Genomic DNA, 16771 nt, shown 5'->3' on the forward strand with positions numbered 1-16771 from the left:
TTTGCCTAGTCTTTTTTCAAAAGCTTTTGTAACGGCTTGGCGACCCAATCCGGATTTTTGGCCGAAAATTTACCTTCATAATGCTTATAGATCTGTTCCAGATCATATTCATAATCACCTGTCAGGTGATATACACCGAGGATATGAATGGTCTTGATGTCATAGTCAAAGGAAAACATTACGATCGGTAAATTGGCTGCCTTGGCAATGTGGTAGAAACCGCTGCGGATTTTTTTTGGCGCCTTGCGAGAACCTTCCGGTGCCATACCTACCCAGATCCGGTCTGTCTTATTAATTACGTCAACAATTTGTCGGGTGTGACCTTGCGGTGTATCACGTACTACAGGAACCACACCGATCCATTCCAGAATAGGTTTAAGTGGAGTACGAAACAGGCTGTCTTTACCAAAAATCGTAATCTGAATATCCAGACCAAGTAGGGCATTAAAACCTAGCCAGGCATCGATATTCGAGGTATGTGGGGAAATAATTGCCACTGCTTTAGGCAGGTTAGGGAACTCGCCTTTGAGCTGCCAGCCCTGAGCCAGAAATAGCTGTTTAAACAGGGTTTGGCTCAATTTACCTCCGCGACAGGGAACCAATGGAGGGAGTTTGGGAAAGCGTGTTTTACTCATCGATGTCTCATCCTGAAACTTATTTTTCTTTGTTTTTGATCATATTAGACTGTTGTAAAATCCGGATCATTGGCAAAATGTATAGCGATGATGGACGCTTTTAGCATTTTTACCTTAAGGACCTGCGCTGAATATGCGGAATGCTTATATTTTATTGTTTTCCCTATATTGGGCACAGGGGCTTCCGGTCGGGTTTATGACCCATGCCTTACCGGTCATTCTGCGGGCTGAAGGCGTATCTCTGGCACATATTGGTGGCTTTGGCTTGCTCATGCTGCCATGGTCGATAAAAATCTTCTGGGCACCTTTAGTTGATCGACATGGATCAAAATCTCGAGGCCATTATCGAAGTTGGATTATCCCTTTGCAATGGCTTTCCGTCTCTGTACTGATTGGACTGTCCTTCTTGCCGATCCAAGCCTTAAACCAGCCGCTGTATCTGCTGATCTTTTTTATCACGTTGTTAGTGATGAATGGGATTGGTGCTACTCAGGATATTGCCACGGATGGACTGGCAGTCAATATTTTAAAAAATGAACAGCAACACTGGGGTAATACCTTTCAGGTGATTGGTTCCCGCTTGGGCTTTATTGTTGGAGGCGGGGCAATCCTGTGGTTACTCGACTTTTTGCATTGGCAGATGACCTTTTTACTGCTGGCAGTTCTGGTCTTTCTGAATACTTTACCGGTGTTATGGTTTAAAGAGCCGAATCACCAAAAGATGATTTCTTCATCATCTGAAAAATTACCTGCTCGGACTAGAATTAAAGCTTATTTTCAATATTTTTTAGCTGATTCTACCTTGGCGACATGGCTGCTGGTTTTACTAACCTTTAAAGTGGCGGATGGTCTGTCTGGGCCATTATTAAAACCTTTGATGGTCGATTTGGGACTGAGTTTTGGTCAGATTGGTATTTGTGTCACCATGCTCGGCGCTTTTGCAGCGTTGATTGGCGCAGGGCTAGCAGGCTGGTGTTTGAAATACTGGTCGCGCAGTTGGAGTTTAATGATTTTCTCTATTCTGAAAATACTTAGTCTAATCGCTTATGCTTGGCTGGCTGCACGATATGAAGCCCAGAACAAAGTAGAAAACTGGATCATTTATCTTATCAATGCTGCTGAAGATATGGTATCGGCCATGCTCTTAGTGGTTATGCTGACCTTGGTAATGCAATACAGTCGCAAGCATGTGGCGGGGACTGATTTCACCTTTCAGGTCGCCTTGATGGCTACTATAAGCGGGGGACTTTATAGCCTGAGCGGGCTACTAGGGGATGTTTTAGGTTACCAAAACTATCTAAATTTGATCGTAATTATCGCGATTTTTTGCCTGATTCCTATTTTCCGATGGATGAAAGTAGCGAAAAATATTTAAAATCTCTTATGAATAAGTAAGTTAATTGACTCTCCACCTAAAGTATTAAAAAGAATATATAAATATTTTTTTAATAATTTTGTAATATAGGCGTCGTGTGTATTATTTGTAACAAAATAAGTTAAAGGATTTTTTAATGAAAACTAAGTTAGCAACAGCAATCGCACTCAGCCTTTTAGCGGGGACTACATTTGCAGCACCAACTTTCTATGGTGAAATCGATCTTTCTCTAGATCATGTACAAGCAGATAATAAAAATGGCGTAGAAGATCGTCATATTACTGACCTGAACTCTAATAACTCATTCTTGGGTTTAAAAGGGGACGAAAAATTAACTGATCGTTTAAGCGCGTTATACCAAGCTGAATTCACATTCTATAGTGATGAAGGTTCAAACAGCAGCAATGACGTATTCGTACCGCGTAATATTCTCATTGGTTTAAAAGATGAGAAATTAGGTGCGTTAAAAGTCGGTAAGATTGATACGCCTGTAAAACAGCTTTCTGCTGTAGTTGATACTTTCAACAACTATGTAGCAAACAATGCTGACGTACACGGCATCATGGCGGGTGAAAACCGTATTGATAATACGCTTGTTTACGAAACCCCAGCATTTAAAGTAGGTGAAGGTAAACTTGAAGGTAAACTGCAGCTTGCAACTGGTGAAGGTAACGACACTATAAACTCAACTAAAGGTGGTTATACTGTCGCTGGTCGTGGTTTAGGTGATTCTTGGTCTTCTTCATTAGTATATAGCGATAAAACATTTGTCGCAGGTCTAGGCTATGACAAAGCGATTCCTTCTCGTTTCTTAGGTCGTGGTTTCCTAAATGCCGACAATACAGCTCCTCGTTTAGGCCAAGATGTTACAGCAAGCCGTAATGTTGTTGCAGAAGCAAATACAGTTCGTGCAATTGGTCGTGTCAACTTAGAGAATGGTCTATCACTTCGTGCATTGTATCAAACTTCTGATATTGAAAATGCTTCTGCTAGTCCAGCAGCAAACCAAGCCGCAGCAGCAACTATCGACGATGCGCAAGCATGGTTAATTGGTGCAGAATATAACCTGCCAAATGCTAAAAAATGGACAGTAAAAGGCCAATATAGCTATAGCGATGTGACTTTCAACAATGCAAGTTCAGACTTTGAAGCTAAGCAATTTCTTGCTGGCGTGGACTACGCTTTATCTAAACAAGTTAAAGTGTACGGTACGGCAGGCTACCTGACTATTGAACAAGGTTCTGATGAAGACAATCAGTTACTTGTAGGTACAGGCTTCGAATACAAGTTCTAATTTTAGAGCAAAAAAAGCGGTGCTTCGGCATCGCTTTTTTTATGCCTGAAACAACAAAACTTAGCAATTTTAGGTCTAATCCTGAAAGTTCCCAGCTGTTACCATGACAGAAAATCCTCTATTCCTTTTTAAATTATGATCATTCAAGCAGTTCTATTCGATCTCGACAATACCTTGACGCACCGTGACCTGACGACACAGGCCTATAGCCGTTATCTGGCAGAGTATTATGCTTCGGCACTAGCACAGGTTGAACTTGAGAAAATTATTGAGATTGTGCGACGCATAGACAATGGCGGTTATCCGAAAAAGGAATTGCTGACTCATGGCAGTATTGGCGCTTCAGCTGCATATGCATTGTTGCAGGAATTGTCCTGGCTGACACCACCAGATCTAAATGAATTGGCGCAGTTCTGGTTCAGTCAGTTTGGACGTTTCGCTGTAGAGATGCCGCAAGCAGGACAAGTATTAAAACAGCTTAAAACTGAAGGTTATCGCTTGGCCATTGTATCCAATGGCGGACATGAGACCCGATTAAATACCATTCGTGGTTTAGGTATTGCAGATTATTTTGATGAGATTATCAGTTCAGGATTGGTCGGCTTTAATAAACCGCAACCGGAAATTTTCCAGATTACCGCAGAGCGTTTAGGCGTACAGCCAGAGAAGTGTCTATATATTGGTGATCATCCTGTTAATGATGTTCAAGGTGCAACAGCCGCAGGTATGCATGCTTTATGGATGCAAGGTTTTCATCCGGATGCCGAGTATATTCAATACAAGATTCAGCAACTACCAGAAATCTTTGACCATTTGCAGCGACTTAAGCAACTCTAAGTAATCCGGTGGCTATTCATGGCTTTTGCCCATTGGTGAGAATGGCAGCGCGGACAAGTCTGCGCTGCTTCTTCTAAATGCTGGACTTGACCGCAATAGATACAGGCATAAAGCTCTTCTGGCTTGACTTCTTTGACTATGCAGCAGGATTTAGGGAAAAGCGGGAGCCCATGCCGAACATCATCTGGATGGAAATATAGAATACTGAATTTACCATCTGTTTCCAGTAAACCTAAGCGCACCTGACCCAAATGTTCAATGCCTTGCTGACGCATCTCAGCAAAGAATTCATCATGAGACATTTTGCCTTTTTTAATTTCATCAATGACCAGTAAACCATCTTCCACAATATGAATCGGTTTGCCTTCAAGCAGGTCTTCAAACCATTGAAATTTCATCATGAGCCAGGTGGTCAGACGATACAGGAAAATGATCACCGACATGATCAAAGCCGCCTGGATCAGAGGAAGATCTTCTGTAAACATCGGATCGCCGGCAATGGAACCCAAGGCAAGAATGATGGTGACTTCAAAGATCGAAAGTTGTCGTACCCCACGTTTACCTGTCAGCCGTAGAAACAGGATAATCATCGCGTACATCACTACACAGCGCAGCAAAATCTCTGTGGCAAATTCCCAGGTCGTATCATTTATAAATATGGTGGCCCAGTCCATTGTTATTATTCCAGATCATTCTTTGTTCCGAGTCTAGCAATCTCGGCTGTTATTCTACTGCTGTAATTGTGTAAGTTTTTGAATAAAAATAAATTATGTTTTTTGAATGTGATCGATATAAGTAAAAGATATAGCGATTTTGAGAAAATAAGATAGATATTTCATGTAAATATTGATTGATTATTCAATAGATTAAATTTGAACCAGTTCACATTTTACTCTGTGTGACTTTTAATCAGCATAAATAATATCCTGCTGAAATATATCAAGATAAAATCTGAGCAATTTCCTTGGAATAATGAGAACTATTTAATGATTTGTAATCAAATAACTTGATACTTATAAATTTCTGTATGTTGTGCCCTGAAAAATATAGCGATTAGATCAAGCTAAAAATCTGTTTTTTAAATTAAAAAAATTGATTTTGACTTCCAAGAAAGGATGTATTGTGAGAAAGATATTCACGCTTTTAACGGTTATGGGCTTAAGTACAGCGGTATTTGCAGATGCAGACTGGAACTATACGCAGCCTGAACAATGGTCGACTCTGAACCAGAAATATTCAGCCTGTAATGGATTGAACCAGTCACCGATCAATATTGAGCGAACAGTCAAAGCTGAATTGGAACCGCTCAAGTTTAGCTATAACACCATGATTCATGCGATTGAAAATAAGGGTCATACCGTTCAAGTAGACTTTGCTCAAGGCGGAGAATTGCAGCTGGATGGTGAAACTTTTGTGCTGAAACAGTTTCATCTGCATAGCCCAAGTGAGAACCTGATTAAGGGCAAGAGCTATCCTCTAGAGATTCATTTTGTCCATGCCAATGCTCAAGGGGAACTTGCTGTAGTGGCGATGATGTTTGAGCAGGGTAGAGAAAATCCGATGCTTAAACGTATGTGGAACCGCTTGCCGAAAAAGCAAGGTGAAAAAGTCGTCTTAAAGACTCCGCAACCTGTAAATGAGATGTTGCCTAAGAATCTGGATTATTATCGCTTTAGTGGTTCGCTGACCACACCACCATGTTCTGAAGGTGTGCGCTGGTTAATTCTGAAAGAAATCCAGCAGGCCTCTGCGACACAGATTTCAGAATTTTCCAAGTTAATGGGCCATCCAAATAACCGTCCAGTGCAGTCTTTAAATGGCCGTGTTGTACTGGAATAATAAAGATCCGCGTAAAAAAAGCAGACTTAGTTCTGCTTTTTTTAATTCTGATACAAATTTCAATAGCCTAAGGTGAAAAGAACTTTGTGGCGAATGCTGAAAGAATTAATATAGATAAGATTTCCTTGGGTCTTTCTGCTGCCATGCTCTTTGACTTAAAAACCATGATCCAACCATTCACAGCGCTTTCGCCACAGCAGAAGAAGCTGGATCGTTTGATTGATAAAATCGAACAGCAGAAGTTGGAGTTAAAAAAATGGCAACAGGCTGAAGAAGACCTACAGCAATATACGCATAAAACTTTCATGCCGGTCTATCATGAATTGCATGGTGTTCTGTTTGAGCAGCTCGAACAGCTCTGGACGCATTTACAGGAAACAGATTTTACCAAGGCCGAGTTGATAGTGCTGGATGAGAAGATTCAATACCTGGCAGATTATCTGCAAGATTCTCAGGCAATGTCAGCGCAAGAAACCAATAAGGTGAATGAAATCTTCGCCTATTATCAGCAACGCGCTGAACATGCTCAATTCAGGAAAAGCCAAAAAAAGACTAATGAACTAGAAAGATTCTTTAAGAATGAAAATGTCCCAGATCCGGCAGATGCTGAGGGATTTGAAGAATGGGCTTCTGATCATTTTCAGCAAATCCGCGAGCAGGCCAAACTAAAACGCCAGCAGGAAAAGCAGGAACAGGCAGCCGCAATGGCAGAGCAGTCAGTGAAATCGGTATATTTAAAGATTGCTGCGGCGATTCACCCTGACCGTGAAGTGAATGATGTCAAAAAAATCAAGAAAACTGAATTATTGCAACGTGCCAATGAGGCCTATGCAGAACAGGATTTGTTTGCCTTACTAAAAATGCAGCTTCAGATTGAGCAAGATCGAGATCCTTCGCAAAAGAGTTTAAGTGCAGAGCAACTCAAGTTTTATCAACTGGCTTTGGATGCGCAGAGCCAGAAGTTACAAGAACAGATTGATACCTTGCTCCATAGATTGGTCTGGTCATCGAAAACCAGAATTGCAGTGAAAAAGGCGAAAGGCAAGGTTCAAATTGCTGACCTGTATAAGCAGATTGATGAAGATACTGCCACTATAAAACAGCAGATTAAAGTAGAAAAAGAACGCCTGATGTATATCAAAAAGGTGAGCGGCTTGGAGATGTTTTTAAGGCATGGGATGCTTTAACTTAATTTGAGTTACCTCTCCCTAACCCTCACTTGCGCTTCATTTTAAAGCAGTGCTTTAAAACTTGCTCAGGAGAGGGAACTCTATTGTGGAATCCACGTAGGTACTAAATCAAATGATACTCCCTCTCCCTATGGAAAGCATTGGGGGAGAGGTTAGTCATCCCAATCATCATCTCTTCCATTAGCTTTATTTTCAAATCCTTTTTTGAGCATTTTGATTAAGTCTTTTTCCTCTTCTGAAAGCGTAGAAAGATCAGCAGAGTTGACTATGTGTGATATCCGAGGAATGTTTAAGAAATTTGTTACAGTGTCAGCTTTAATATATCTTTTGATATGAGGCTTAGTATAAGAACTTCCATAAGATCTAGTAGTTTGGATCATCGTCTTAAGTATCTTTAAAATACCTTGAATATCCTGAGTTTGGGCTTCAAACCAATTAAGAGTATCAGAAGAATTCCCCCACTCTTTCCAACGATACATGAGTGAAAGGAATGATGAATTTTTTGATAGAGCTTCAGGATTTGAATTAGAAAATTGATTTAATTTATTAGTAAAATCTATTTTGAGCTGTTCAAAATCAGAGTCTTCTAATAATGTCTCACGATCTTTAGCTCTACTCTGATCTTCTGCAATCAAAATATCTTCAATGATTGAAAAATTAGAATTTTGTTTAGGGTGTGTTGACACTTTTAGCTTAAAAAATAGCGAAGTAGTAAAATCAAATCGCCAAACCCAATTTTACTATTCGCTATGCCTCGTACCATGCTGACAGATCAACACTGGCAAAAGTTGAAAACTATTTTGCGTAATTTATCTATTCATCACAACTCAAACTTACGTAATTTTATTGAAGCTATTCTCTATAGAATTAGAACAGGCTGTCCGTGGCGAGATATTCCTTCCTATTTCGGTCAATCAAACTCTATTTTCAAACGTTTTAATCGTTGGTCAAGCAGTGGTAAGTTACTTAGATTATTCAAATTATTAGCATCATGCCCCGATATGGAGTGGATTTTTATTGATGGCTCTCACGTACGTGCTCATCAACATTCTGCCGGTATAGCGAATCAATCCATTTCTAAAAGTGTAGGAGGAAACTCCTCAAAAATACATTTGATTGTTGATGCAAATGGCAATCCTGTTGATTTCATGATTACCGATGGAACCACACATGACGTCAAAGTTGCACCTGATTTAATATCAACATTAGACTTAAAAGAGACAAAAGTGGTCTGCGCAGATAAAGGCTATGATTCAGAACCACTGCGTGAACAGATCAGAAAAACAGGGACAAAAGCGAATATACCAAAGAAAATAAATAGCCAATCGAACAATGATCATATGGACTGGTATTTATATAAAATCAGGCATTTAGTTGAAAATATGTTTTGTAGATTAAAGCAATTTAGAGGAATAGCTACTCGATATGACAAGCTCAAAAGAAATTATCAAAGTGCTGTTGCCTTAGCCTGTATATTTTTATGGCTACCTTTATAGGTTTAATTATGAACAGTAAATGTCAACAGACCCTAATATAATCTTTTAAAATTTTAGCTCGTAAATGTATATCTTGTATCTCTTCTAAACACCAAGAACATAATCTGAACAAATAAGTTTGTGCTGAAAACCCTAAAAATTTATTTGATTCCCTATTGATTTCATCGCCAGCATCTAATAATGCATAAATGTATGCATTATAGTTTTCTTGAGGTACTTGTTTGCTATATGCTTCGAATTTTGATAGAAAATCTTCCGCTAAATTTCTTGCATCTAGGGCAAGAATTTTGTCTTTAAGTTTTTCTCTATCATTGGTTAGTTCTAGGAAATTTATAAAGTCTGACGTAGAAAAATCTTCGCTATCAAAACTGAGTTTGAAATATTTATCAAAATGATCTTTATGGCACACTCTGAGTTGAGTAAACCATTCTTGATATGAACTATGATCATAATAATAGTTGCTGATAATCCACTGAGTAGTAGGAAAGAGGCTTTTCAAAATACCTTCGACAGATTCTCTATTTTTCTCAGATGCACTCTTTATAATATCTTCAATAATACGTAAATACTTTACTTTTTTTGTTTGATTGTCGCTTGAGACAGAACGCAAAGTTGTAAAAGCTTCTTTAGAGTTGGAAAGTTTGCTATAAACATTCGGCTCAAATACTCTTAAGCATTCAATGGCTATCAAATCTATTGGATCTGCTTCAAAAATCTGATTATTTTTAAAAAGATTGAAGTTAAAGCAAAGGGTAGAATTGAACCTATAAACATTTCTTAGATTATTAAAATAGTTTTTTAAACCTTTGTGATAAATCTCAGCCCATCTTTCTTGGTCAAATCTTTTGTCAGCATCAGTGTGACTATTTATCACATTGTTTAATAGATTAAATAAAACTTCGTGGACTTGTTTTAATTGAATTTGTGGAATTGTAAAAGGGATCTGAATAATTTTTTCTAGATAGTTTTGACCAGATTGTGTATTGTCAGTGAGTTTTTTTTCTACAATATCTTTCTGAAATAAAAGCAAAAATATTACATTAGGAAAATCAGTATTTGCTTTAATTAATTGAAAGATCATTCGCAACTCTACGGTTGTTAAACGATCAATATCATCCATAACGATTAAAAGAGGAGTCGTCCTATCCTTTAAAGCAGTAATTAATTCCTCACGAATTTCTGCTAAGTTTTTTTCATTTAATTTAGATTTTTTTTCGTAGTTTTCTGAAAGTTTCCCTAACAATTCGCTCCCTTTTTCTGTGGCTGGTAAGACTAAAGCTATAAAAGAGGTAATCGTTGCAATGAGTATTGGTAATTGTGTATTGTCAGTAAAGTAACTGCTAATTATACCTGTACTTAAAATTGAAGTTACAAGAAGAGGTAGTGCTAAATTAGCACCCTTGAGAAAAGTGTGTGCCGTAGATAAATGATTCCCATATTTCGCAAATATATTTGCCAAATTTTGATCTTCTTTAGATGAATCCTTTCTTCCAATAGATTTTGATATCTCGTCAAAAAACGCCTGAACAATCTTCTCTTGAGCTGACCATTCCCACGGTGAAAACTCTATAATTGTTGGTGAATTAGCTTGTTCTCTAGAATATGATAATGCCATATTTTTAATAGATGATTTTCCTGAACCCCAGTCTCCATGTAAGGCAATAACTAGACTTTCATCACCTTTCCATTGAGAAATAGCATCACTCAAGTTTTTTGCAAAATCGGCTCGACCTAATACGTCTTGTTCTATGTTTTTAATTGGTCTATCAGCAGAAAATGCGTATTTATCCATATTTGTCATGTTGATGCATTTATAAAGTTTTAATCTAATAATTCTATCAAATATCATTATGATTTTAATAAAAAATCCCCTCACTAAGAGGGGATTTTAGAATCAAACTACAGCATCAAAGTGCCGCAATCTGCTCCATATTCGCTTTAATCTTCGCTAACTGGTCAGCAAACTCAGCAAGTTTCACTTTTTCGCCTTCAACCACCGCCGCAGGTGCTTTCGCGACAAAACCTTCATTGCCAAGTTTAGTGGCAATCTGGTCATGTTGCTTTTGAACCTTGTCTAAGTCTTTTTGTAGACGACCTAATTCCGCTTTAGGATCAATCAAGCCCTTCATTGGAACATATACAGATACGTGACCAACAACTGAAGATGAAGATAACGGTGGTTGTTCGCCATCAGCTAGGAAAGTGATGCTTTCAACTTTCGCCAATGCCTTGAACAAGGCTTCGATACGAGTAATCTGTGCTTTTTCAGCTTCAGTGGTGTTCTGAAGAAGAACTGGTAACAGACGCGCATTACCTAAGCCCATCTCACCACGGATGTTACGTACAGCACCGATCAAACCTTGTAGCCATTGCATGTCTGCTTCAGCCTGTTCGTTGATCTTCGCTTCATCTGCAACAGGGTATTGAGCCAGCATGATAGTCTCGCCAGAGATCCCCAGTTTAGGAGCAAGCGTTTGCCAGATTTCTTCAGTCAGATACGGCATGATTGGGTGAGCAAGACGTAAAGACGCTTCCATCACAGCCAATAATACGCGACGAACTTCAGCTTTACGCTCTTCAGATACGTTTTCATCATTCAGAACCGGTTTGGTCAGCTCGACATACCAGTCACAGTATTCATTCCAGATAAATTCATAGATCGCTTGAGCAGCAAGATCAAGACGGTAAGTCGCGAATGCTTGCTGAACCGCTTGTTCTGCTTTTTGCAGACGGCTTACGATCCATTGTTCAGGCAATTCCCACAGATCAGGACGTGCAGTTTGACCAACAGTTTGACCTTCGACGTTCATCATCACGAAACGGGTACCGTTCCAGATTTTGTTGGCGAAGTTACGGTAACCTTCCACACGTTTCATGTCGAATTTGATATCACGGCCAGTGTTGGCAAGGGCACAGAAAGTGAAACGAACCGCATCCGTACCGTAAGCCTGAATACCTTCAGGGAATTCTTTACGGGTAGATTTCTCAATCTTCGCAGCCTGTTTTGGATTCATCAGACCGAAAGTACGTTTTTGTACCAAGGTTTCCAGATCAACACCGTCAATCAGGTCTAATGGGTCAAGTACGTTACCCTTAGACTTAGACATCTTCTGACCTTCGCCATCACGTACCAGACCGTGTACATACACAGTTTTGAATGGTACTTGTGGTGTGCCATCTTCATTTTTCATGAAGTGCATGGTCAGCATGATCATACGTGCAACCCAGAAGAAGATGATGTCAAAACCTGTCACTAATACATCTGTTGGGTGGAATGTATTTAAGAAGTAGTTTTCTTTGTCTTTTGCTTCATCGCCAGTCCAACCTAAAGTTGAGAATGTCCAAAGACCTGAAGAGAACCAGGTATCCAGTACATCTTCATCCTGTTTCAATTGAACATCGGCAGGGATGTTGTTTTTCGCACGAACTTCAGCTTCGTCACGACCAACATATACGTTGCCTTCAGCATCGTACCAAGCAGGGATACGGTGACCCCACCACAATTGACGCGAGATACACCAGTCTTGGATGTTGTTCATCCACGCCATGTACATATTGCTGTACTGTTCAGGAACGAATTTGATGCGACCGTCTTGAACCGCTTCAATCGCTGGTTTCGCCAGTGGCGCGATTTTCACATACCATTGGTCAGTCAGTAATGGCTCAACGATCACGCCTGAACGGTCCCCGCGAGGTGGTTTCAGGGTGTAAGGTTGGATTTGATCTAACCAGCCTTCAGCTTCAGCTTGAGCTACCAGCTTTTTACGCGCTTCAAAACGCTCTAAACCGATGTAGTCTGCAGGAGCAGGAATGGTTTTAGAAATCTGCTCGCCCGCTTTTTCGATATATTCAAACTCAGCCAGAACTTCGGCATTTTTGTTAAAGATATTGATGATTGGCAGGTTGCAGCGTTTACCTACTTCATAGTCATTGAAGTCGTGCGCAGGCGTAATTTTCACACAGCCTGTACCGAATTCTTTTTCAACATATTCGTCAGCAACGATGGCAACTGTACGGCCAGTAATTGGCAATACAATATTTTTGCCGACAAGATGTGCATAACGCTCATCTTCAGGGTTGACCGCAACCGCAGTATCACCGAGTAATGTTTCTGGACGAGTGGTGGCAACGACAATATGGTCTTTGCCATCTTGAGTGCGAAGCGATTTATCTTCAAAGAAATATTTGAAGTGCCACAATGAGCTTTGTTCTTCTTTATCAGATTCTACCTCAAGGTCGGACAGGGCAGTTTGCAATTTAGGATCCCAGTTCACCAGACGTTTACCGCGGTAAATCAGGCCTTCTTCATGCAGTTTCACGAACACTTCTTTAACGGCATTGGATAAACCTTCATCCATGGTAAAGCGTTCACGTGACCAGTCTACTGAAGATCCCAGACGACGGATTTGACGGGTAATGTTACCGCCAGACTGTTCTTTCCATTCCCAAACTTTTTCGATGAACTTTTCACGGCCCAGATCATGACGGCTTACGCCTTGAGCACCTAACTGACGCTCAACAACCATCTGGGTTGCAATACCCGCATGGTCAGTACCTGGCTGCCATAAGGTATTTTTGCCTGACATACGATTATAACGAGTCAAGGCATCCATGATGGCATTGTTAAAACCATGACCCATGTGCAAGCTACCAGTGACGTTTGGCGGCGGAATCATGATACAGAATGATTCACCTTTTTGAGACGGCTTGAAGTAACCGCGCTCTTCCCAGGTTTGGTACCATTTTTTCTCGATCTCGGTCGGATCGTAGGTCGTAGCAATATTTTGCGCTGAATCAGTCATAGTCTAAACAGATCAAAAGTGGATAAAAAATTGCATCTATTGTAGCAAAAAAATCAAGCCATGCGGCAGCTTAACCAAAAGCAAACTTTCGCCAATTGGCAGTTGCCTGAACTCAACGTATGATAGGTTGATAAAAACGCGACTCATCGCAGACGATTAAAAAAAGGATAACAAGATGAGCTATAGCATTTCTCTCAAAATTCACCCCGATACCCATCAACGCTTTAAAGACCTGCATTCCCGATTTAATGCTGGCGAAGAGGAAAGTCTGGCCAAACTGCTCGGTGAAAATCTGGCCGATATTGCCTGTGAAATTATTGACCAGATTTTTGGTCGTGTGGTGCAACTCTCTAGCTCCCCAGATCAGGAATCTGAAAAAGTCATTCAACAGATTTTAGAAACCACACGCAAATATATGCCGTGGTCGGTTTCTTTTTTTGGTAATGATCGGTTGATTCCCATGGTGAACTATCTGTACAAGATGACCCATGAAAATGAGGACGGATATTTTGTTCGCTATCCGGTAGAACGCATGCTGATCACGGAACTGCTAGGCTGCGTAGAACAAATGAAAGGTGGCAATAATCAGTATGTCTCACCGGCATTGAAAGCTTTTATTCAGGTGGTGGATCAGGGCGTGACGCATCTGGTGCGTGAACCGAAAAAGATGCTCAAATTTAATGTGGTGGTGGATAAAACATTGAATGGTGTGATTCACCTGACCACACAACTGGGTTATAAACGTTTTGATAAAGTCGGTAGCCTCTATGATGCGGATACCATGAGTTATTATTTTGAGCAGTTGCTGGCATTTCTGGAAGATGAAATGCCGCCAGGCACATATTCATATAAAGAGGGTGACAGGATTTAATGACAAAACTAGAAAATTTACAGGGAAAAGTCGTCTGGATTACCGGAGCATCTTCAGGAATTGGTAAGGCACTGGCCGAAGAATGTGCTGCACAAGGTGCGCAGATAGTATTGACCGCACGACGTTTGGAAGAACTGGAAAAAGTCCGTGCAGGACTGGTGAAACCTGATCAACACATCTCAATCGTAGCCGATATTACTGATGAAAATCAGGTACGCACGGCTTATGAACAGGTGCTGAGTGAGAAAGGCCGCATTGATTGGCTAATCAATAATGCTGGACTCAGTCAGCGTGCCCTGATTCAGGAAACCACCATGCAGACTGAACGCGCCATTATGGAAGTTGATTATTTCTCTCAGGTGTTTTTGACCAAAACGGTTTTACCGACGTTTTTAAAACAGAAATCTGGCCGGATTGCCTTTATTTCCAGTGTGGCCGGTCTACTTGGAACTCAATATCGGGCGTCTTATTCAGCAGCCAAAGGCGCGATTCATATGTGGGCCAACAGCCTGCGCGCTGAAATGGCAGATCAGGGTATTCAGGTATCCGTGATTTTCCCGGGCTTTATTAAAACCAATGTATCTTTTAACGCCTTAAATGGGGAAGGTAAACCTCAGGCCAAGCAGGATGAAGCAATTGAAAACGGTCTGGAACCGGCTGATTTTGCCCGTCAGACTGTAGAAGCATTGAAACGTGGCGAAGAATATATCGTGGTGGGTGGCTCTAAAGAAAAACTAGGTGTTTTAGTTTCACGTCTATCGCCAAAAGTGTTGTATAAGATGATTCGCAAAACTAAGGTGAAATAATCTGCTTGAAAGATCAAGCTGGTTGTCATCGGTTACAGGTTTATTGCTTGATAGAAATAGACCTGTAATCTGAAAATAATGTGCTCATCTTTATGATTTATCTATTTTAAGATTCCTTATTTAGTCTAGTTAAGTCTTCTATTTTTTCTATCTCTTTTGCCCATATCCCATTTTCACAACACAAAACTGCATAAAAGTAGCAAAACCGCCTTCAGTATTCAGTTTTAATAAAAATGATATAAAATATTGAGATGGGAGCATTTGCCATGAAAACGCCGGTACCGGATTACTTGAACCATGTGCTTTCTGCTTGCCATGATAATAAAAAAGGCGCACTGGCAGATTACATTCCTGAACTCGCGTCGGTTAATCCTGACAAGCTCGGACTTGCGTTATCGACCGTAGATGGAACCATCTATTCTGCTGGAGATGATGACGTTGAATTTACCATGCAGTCGCTTTCCAAGCCTTTTGCTTATGCGCTAGCCATTAAAGAAATTGGACTGGCAAAGGTACTTGAAAAAGTCGGCGTAGAACCGTCAGGTGAGGCTTTCAATCAGATTTCGTTGGAAAAAGAACGCAATATTCCTAAAAACCCTATGATTAATTCTGGTGCGATTACCACACATTCTTTGATTCCTGCCAAGAAAACGGTATCACGTGCTGAACAGTTACGCCGTTTTCTTAGTGGACTGGCAGGACGGGAATTGTCTTTTGATGAGCAAGTTTATAATTCGGAAATTAAAACAGCTTTTCGTAACATGTCGATTGGTTACATGCTGCGTACTGTTGGTGTGCTGGATGAAGATCCTAAAGAAATCGTGCATGGCTATATCAAGCAATGCGCCATTAAAGTCACCGTCAAAGATCTGGCCGTGATCACCAGTATCTTGGCTAATGGTGGTGTGCATCCCAAGACAGGAAAACGTATGCTGGATCGGGCTTTAGTCCGGCAATTACTCAGTGTCATGCTGACCTGCGGTATGTACGATGCTGCAGGTGACTGGCTGACGACAGTTGGTATTCCAGCCAAGAGCGGCGTGGCAGGGGGCATTATTGGAGTGCTGCCAGGGCAAGTGGGAATTGCGGTATTTTCCCCAAAAATTGATGAGCATGGTAATAGTGTACGTGGTGTGAAAATTTTTGAAAATCTGTCGCACGATATGGGACTGCATCTCATGGAAGGTACGCCGTCAGCACAGACCATTTTGCAAAGTCGTTACACAGTGGGGAAAAAGAATAACGTCGTGGTTTATGAACTGCGTGGCGTATTGCAGTTTACCGAGTCTGAAATGCTGCTACGGATCTTGCAGGATGAACCTGAAGGTAAAAGTACCATTATTCTCGATTTGACCAATCTCACTTTGATACATGATGTGGGTGCCCGAATGCTATTTGAAGGTGTCGAGCGTTTAAAACAGGATGGACATAAAGTGCTGGTTGTAGACTCAGAAGGTTTGCTGGATAAAGATCAATTAAAGGGTAGAAAAAGGGTGGTGGTGACGGAGGAGTTGGAGAAGTTTTTGGAGAGATTTAAATAAAGGAATGGAATTCCCCTAAATCCCCCTTTTACAAAGGGGGGACTCCATATGGATCAAATAACAATATTAAATTCGCGTGGTTCCT

Annotated in this window: 14 protein-coding genes; 9 read left to right on the plus strand and 5 right to left on the minus strand. The window is 40.6% G+C overall.

Annotated elements, in window-relative coordinates:
• Window positions 1-5: 5 nt before the first annotated feature.
• Complete coding sequence (locus ACWM1W_RS03965; RefSeq protein WP_208462517.1) at window positions 6-635, minus strand: 1-acyl-sn-glycerol-3-phosphate acyltransferase; 630 nt, start codon at window positions 633-635, stop codon at window positions 6-8.
• 133 nt (window positions 636-768) lie between these two features.
• On the opposite strand from ACWM1W_RS03965, the gene ACWM1W_RS03970 reads away from it, so the two are divergent.
• The 3 genes from ACWM1W_RS03970 (at window position 769) to ACWM1W_RS03980 (ending at window position 4141) form a co-directional block, all read left to right on the plus strand.
• The gene (locus tag ACWM1W_RS03970) at window positions 769-2010 is read left to right on the plus strand and encodes an MFS transporter (RefSeq protein ID WP_208462516.1); all 1242 of its coding nucleotides are present in this window, start codon (window positions 769-771) and stop codon (window positions 2008-2010) included.
• 136 nt (window positions 2011-2146) lie between these two features.
• Entirely contained in the window at window positions 2147-3304 is a 1158-nt protein-coding gene (locus ACWM1W_RS03975; RefSeq protein WP_175967008.1) for a porin, read from the plus strand.
• Between the two features lie 135 nt (window positions 3305-3439).
• Window positions 3440-4141 carry an HAD family hydrolase gene (locus ACWM1W_RS03980; RefSeq protein WP_208462515.1) on the plus strand — a complete coding sequence of 234 codons (702 nt, stop codon included), beginning with the start codon at window positions 3440-3442 and terminating at the stop codon, window positions 4139-4141.
• Here the strand turns inward: ACWM1W_RS03980 and ACWM1W_RS03985 are convergent.
• Complete coding sequence (locus ACWM1W_RS03985) at window positions 4138-4815, minus strand: DUF421 domain-containing protein (RefSeq protein WP_034170417.1); 678 nt, start codon at window positions 4813-4815, stop codon at window positions 4138-4140. The two genes, ACWM1W_RS03980 and ACWM1W_RS03985, sit on opposite strands and share 4 nt — an antisense overlap.
• A gap of 478 nt (window positions 4816-5293) precedes the next feature.
• Here ACWM1W_RS03985 and ACWM1W_RS03990 point away from each other — a divergent pair, with 478 nt between their 5' ends.
• Complete coding sequence (locus ACWM1W_RS03990; RefSeq protein WP_208462527.1) at window positions 5294-5980, plus strand: carbonic anhydrase; 687 nt, start codon at window positions 5294-5296, stop codon at window positions 5978-5980.
• Window positions 5981-6123: 143 nt separating this feature from the next.
• Entirely contained in the window at window positions 6124-7167 is a 1044-nt protein-coding gene (locus ACWM1W_RS03995; protein WP_208462526.1) for a molecular chaperone DnaJ, read from the plus strand.
• A gap of 155 nt (window positions 7168-7322) precedes the next feature.
• Here the strand turns inward: ACWM1W_RS03995 and ACWM1W_RS04000 are convergent, their stop codons facing one another.
• Complete coding sequence (locus ACWM1W_RS04000) at window positions 7323-7856, minus strand: hypothetical protein (RefSeq protein WP_214001459.1); 534 nt, start codon at window positions 7854-7856, stop codon at window positions 7323-7325.
• Between the two features lie 63 nt (window positions 7857-7919).
• On the opposite strand from ACWM1W_RS04000, the gene ACWM1W_RS04005 reads away from it, so the two are divergent.
• The gene (locus tag ACWM1W_RS04005; RefSeq protein WP_004782810.1) at window positions 7920-8666 is read left to right on the plus strand and encodes an IS5 family transposase; all 747 of its coding nucleotides are present in this window, start codon (window positions 7920-7922) and stop codon (window positions 8664-8666) included.
• Between the two features lie 22 nt (window positions 8667-8688).
• On the opposite strand, the gene ACWM1W_RS04010 is transcribed toward ACWM1W_RS04005, so the two are convergent.
• Entirely contained in the window at window positions 8689-10458 is a 1770-nt protein-coding gene (locus ACWM1W_RS04010) for a KAP family P-loop NTPase fold protein (protein WP_448765317.1), read from the minus strand.
• Between the two features lie 115 nt (window positions 10459-10573).
• Window positions 10574-13468, minus strand: a complete 2895-nt coding sequence (locus ACWM1W_RS04015; RefSeq protein WP_214001456.1) for a valine--tRNA ligase — start codon at window positions 13466-13468, stop codon at window positions 10574-10576.
• 175 nt (window positions 13469-13643) lie between these two features.
• Here ACWM1W_RS04015 and ACWM1W_RS04020 point away from each other — a divergent pair, with 175 nt between their 5' ends.
• From ACWM1W_RS04020 to ACWM1W_RS04030, 3 genes are all read left to right on the plus strand, one after another.
• Window positions 13644-14339, plus strand: coding sequence for a hypothetical protein (locus tag ACWM1W_RS04020; protein ID WP_214001455.1), 696 nt, complete (start codon window positions 13644-13646; stop codon window positions 14337-14339).
• On the plus strand, window positions 14339-15145 hold the full coding sequence (locus tag ACWM1W_RS04025; protein WP_214001454.1) for an SDR family oxidoreductase: 807 nt from the start codon (window positions 14339-14341) through the stop codon (window positions 15143-15145). The genes ACWM1W_RS04020 and ACWM1W_RS04025 overlap by 1 nt, the downstream gene beginning before the upstream one ends.
• A gap of 266 nt (window positions 15146-15411) precedes the next feature.
• The gene (locus ACWM1W_RS04030) at window positions 15412-16686 is read left to right on the plus strand and encodes a glutaminase (RefSeq protein ID WP_175967024.1); all 1275 of its coding nucleotides are present in this window, start codon (window positions 15412-15414) and stop codon (window positions 16684-16686) included.
• Window positions 16687-16771: the final 85 nt, after the last annotated feature.

It is taken from the genome of Acinetobacter sp. TW_SC_4, from assembly GCF_054861205.1.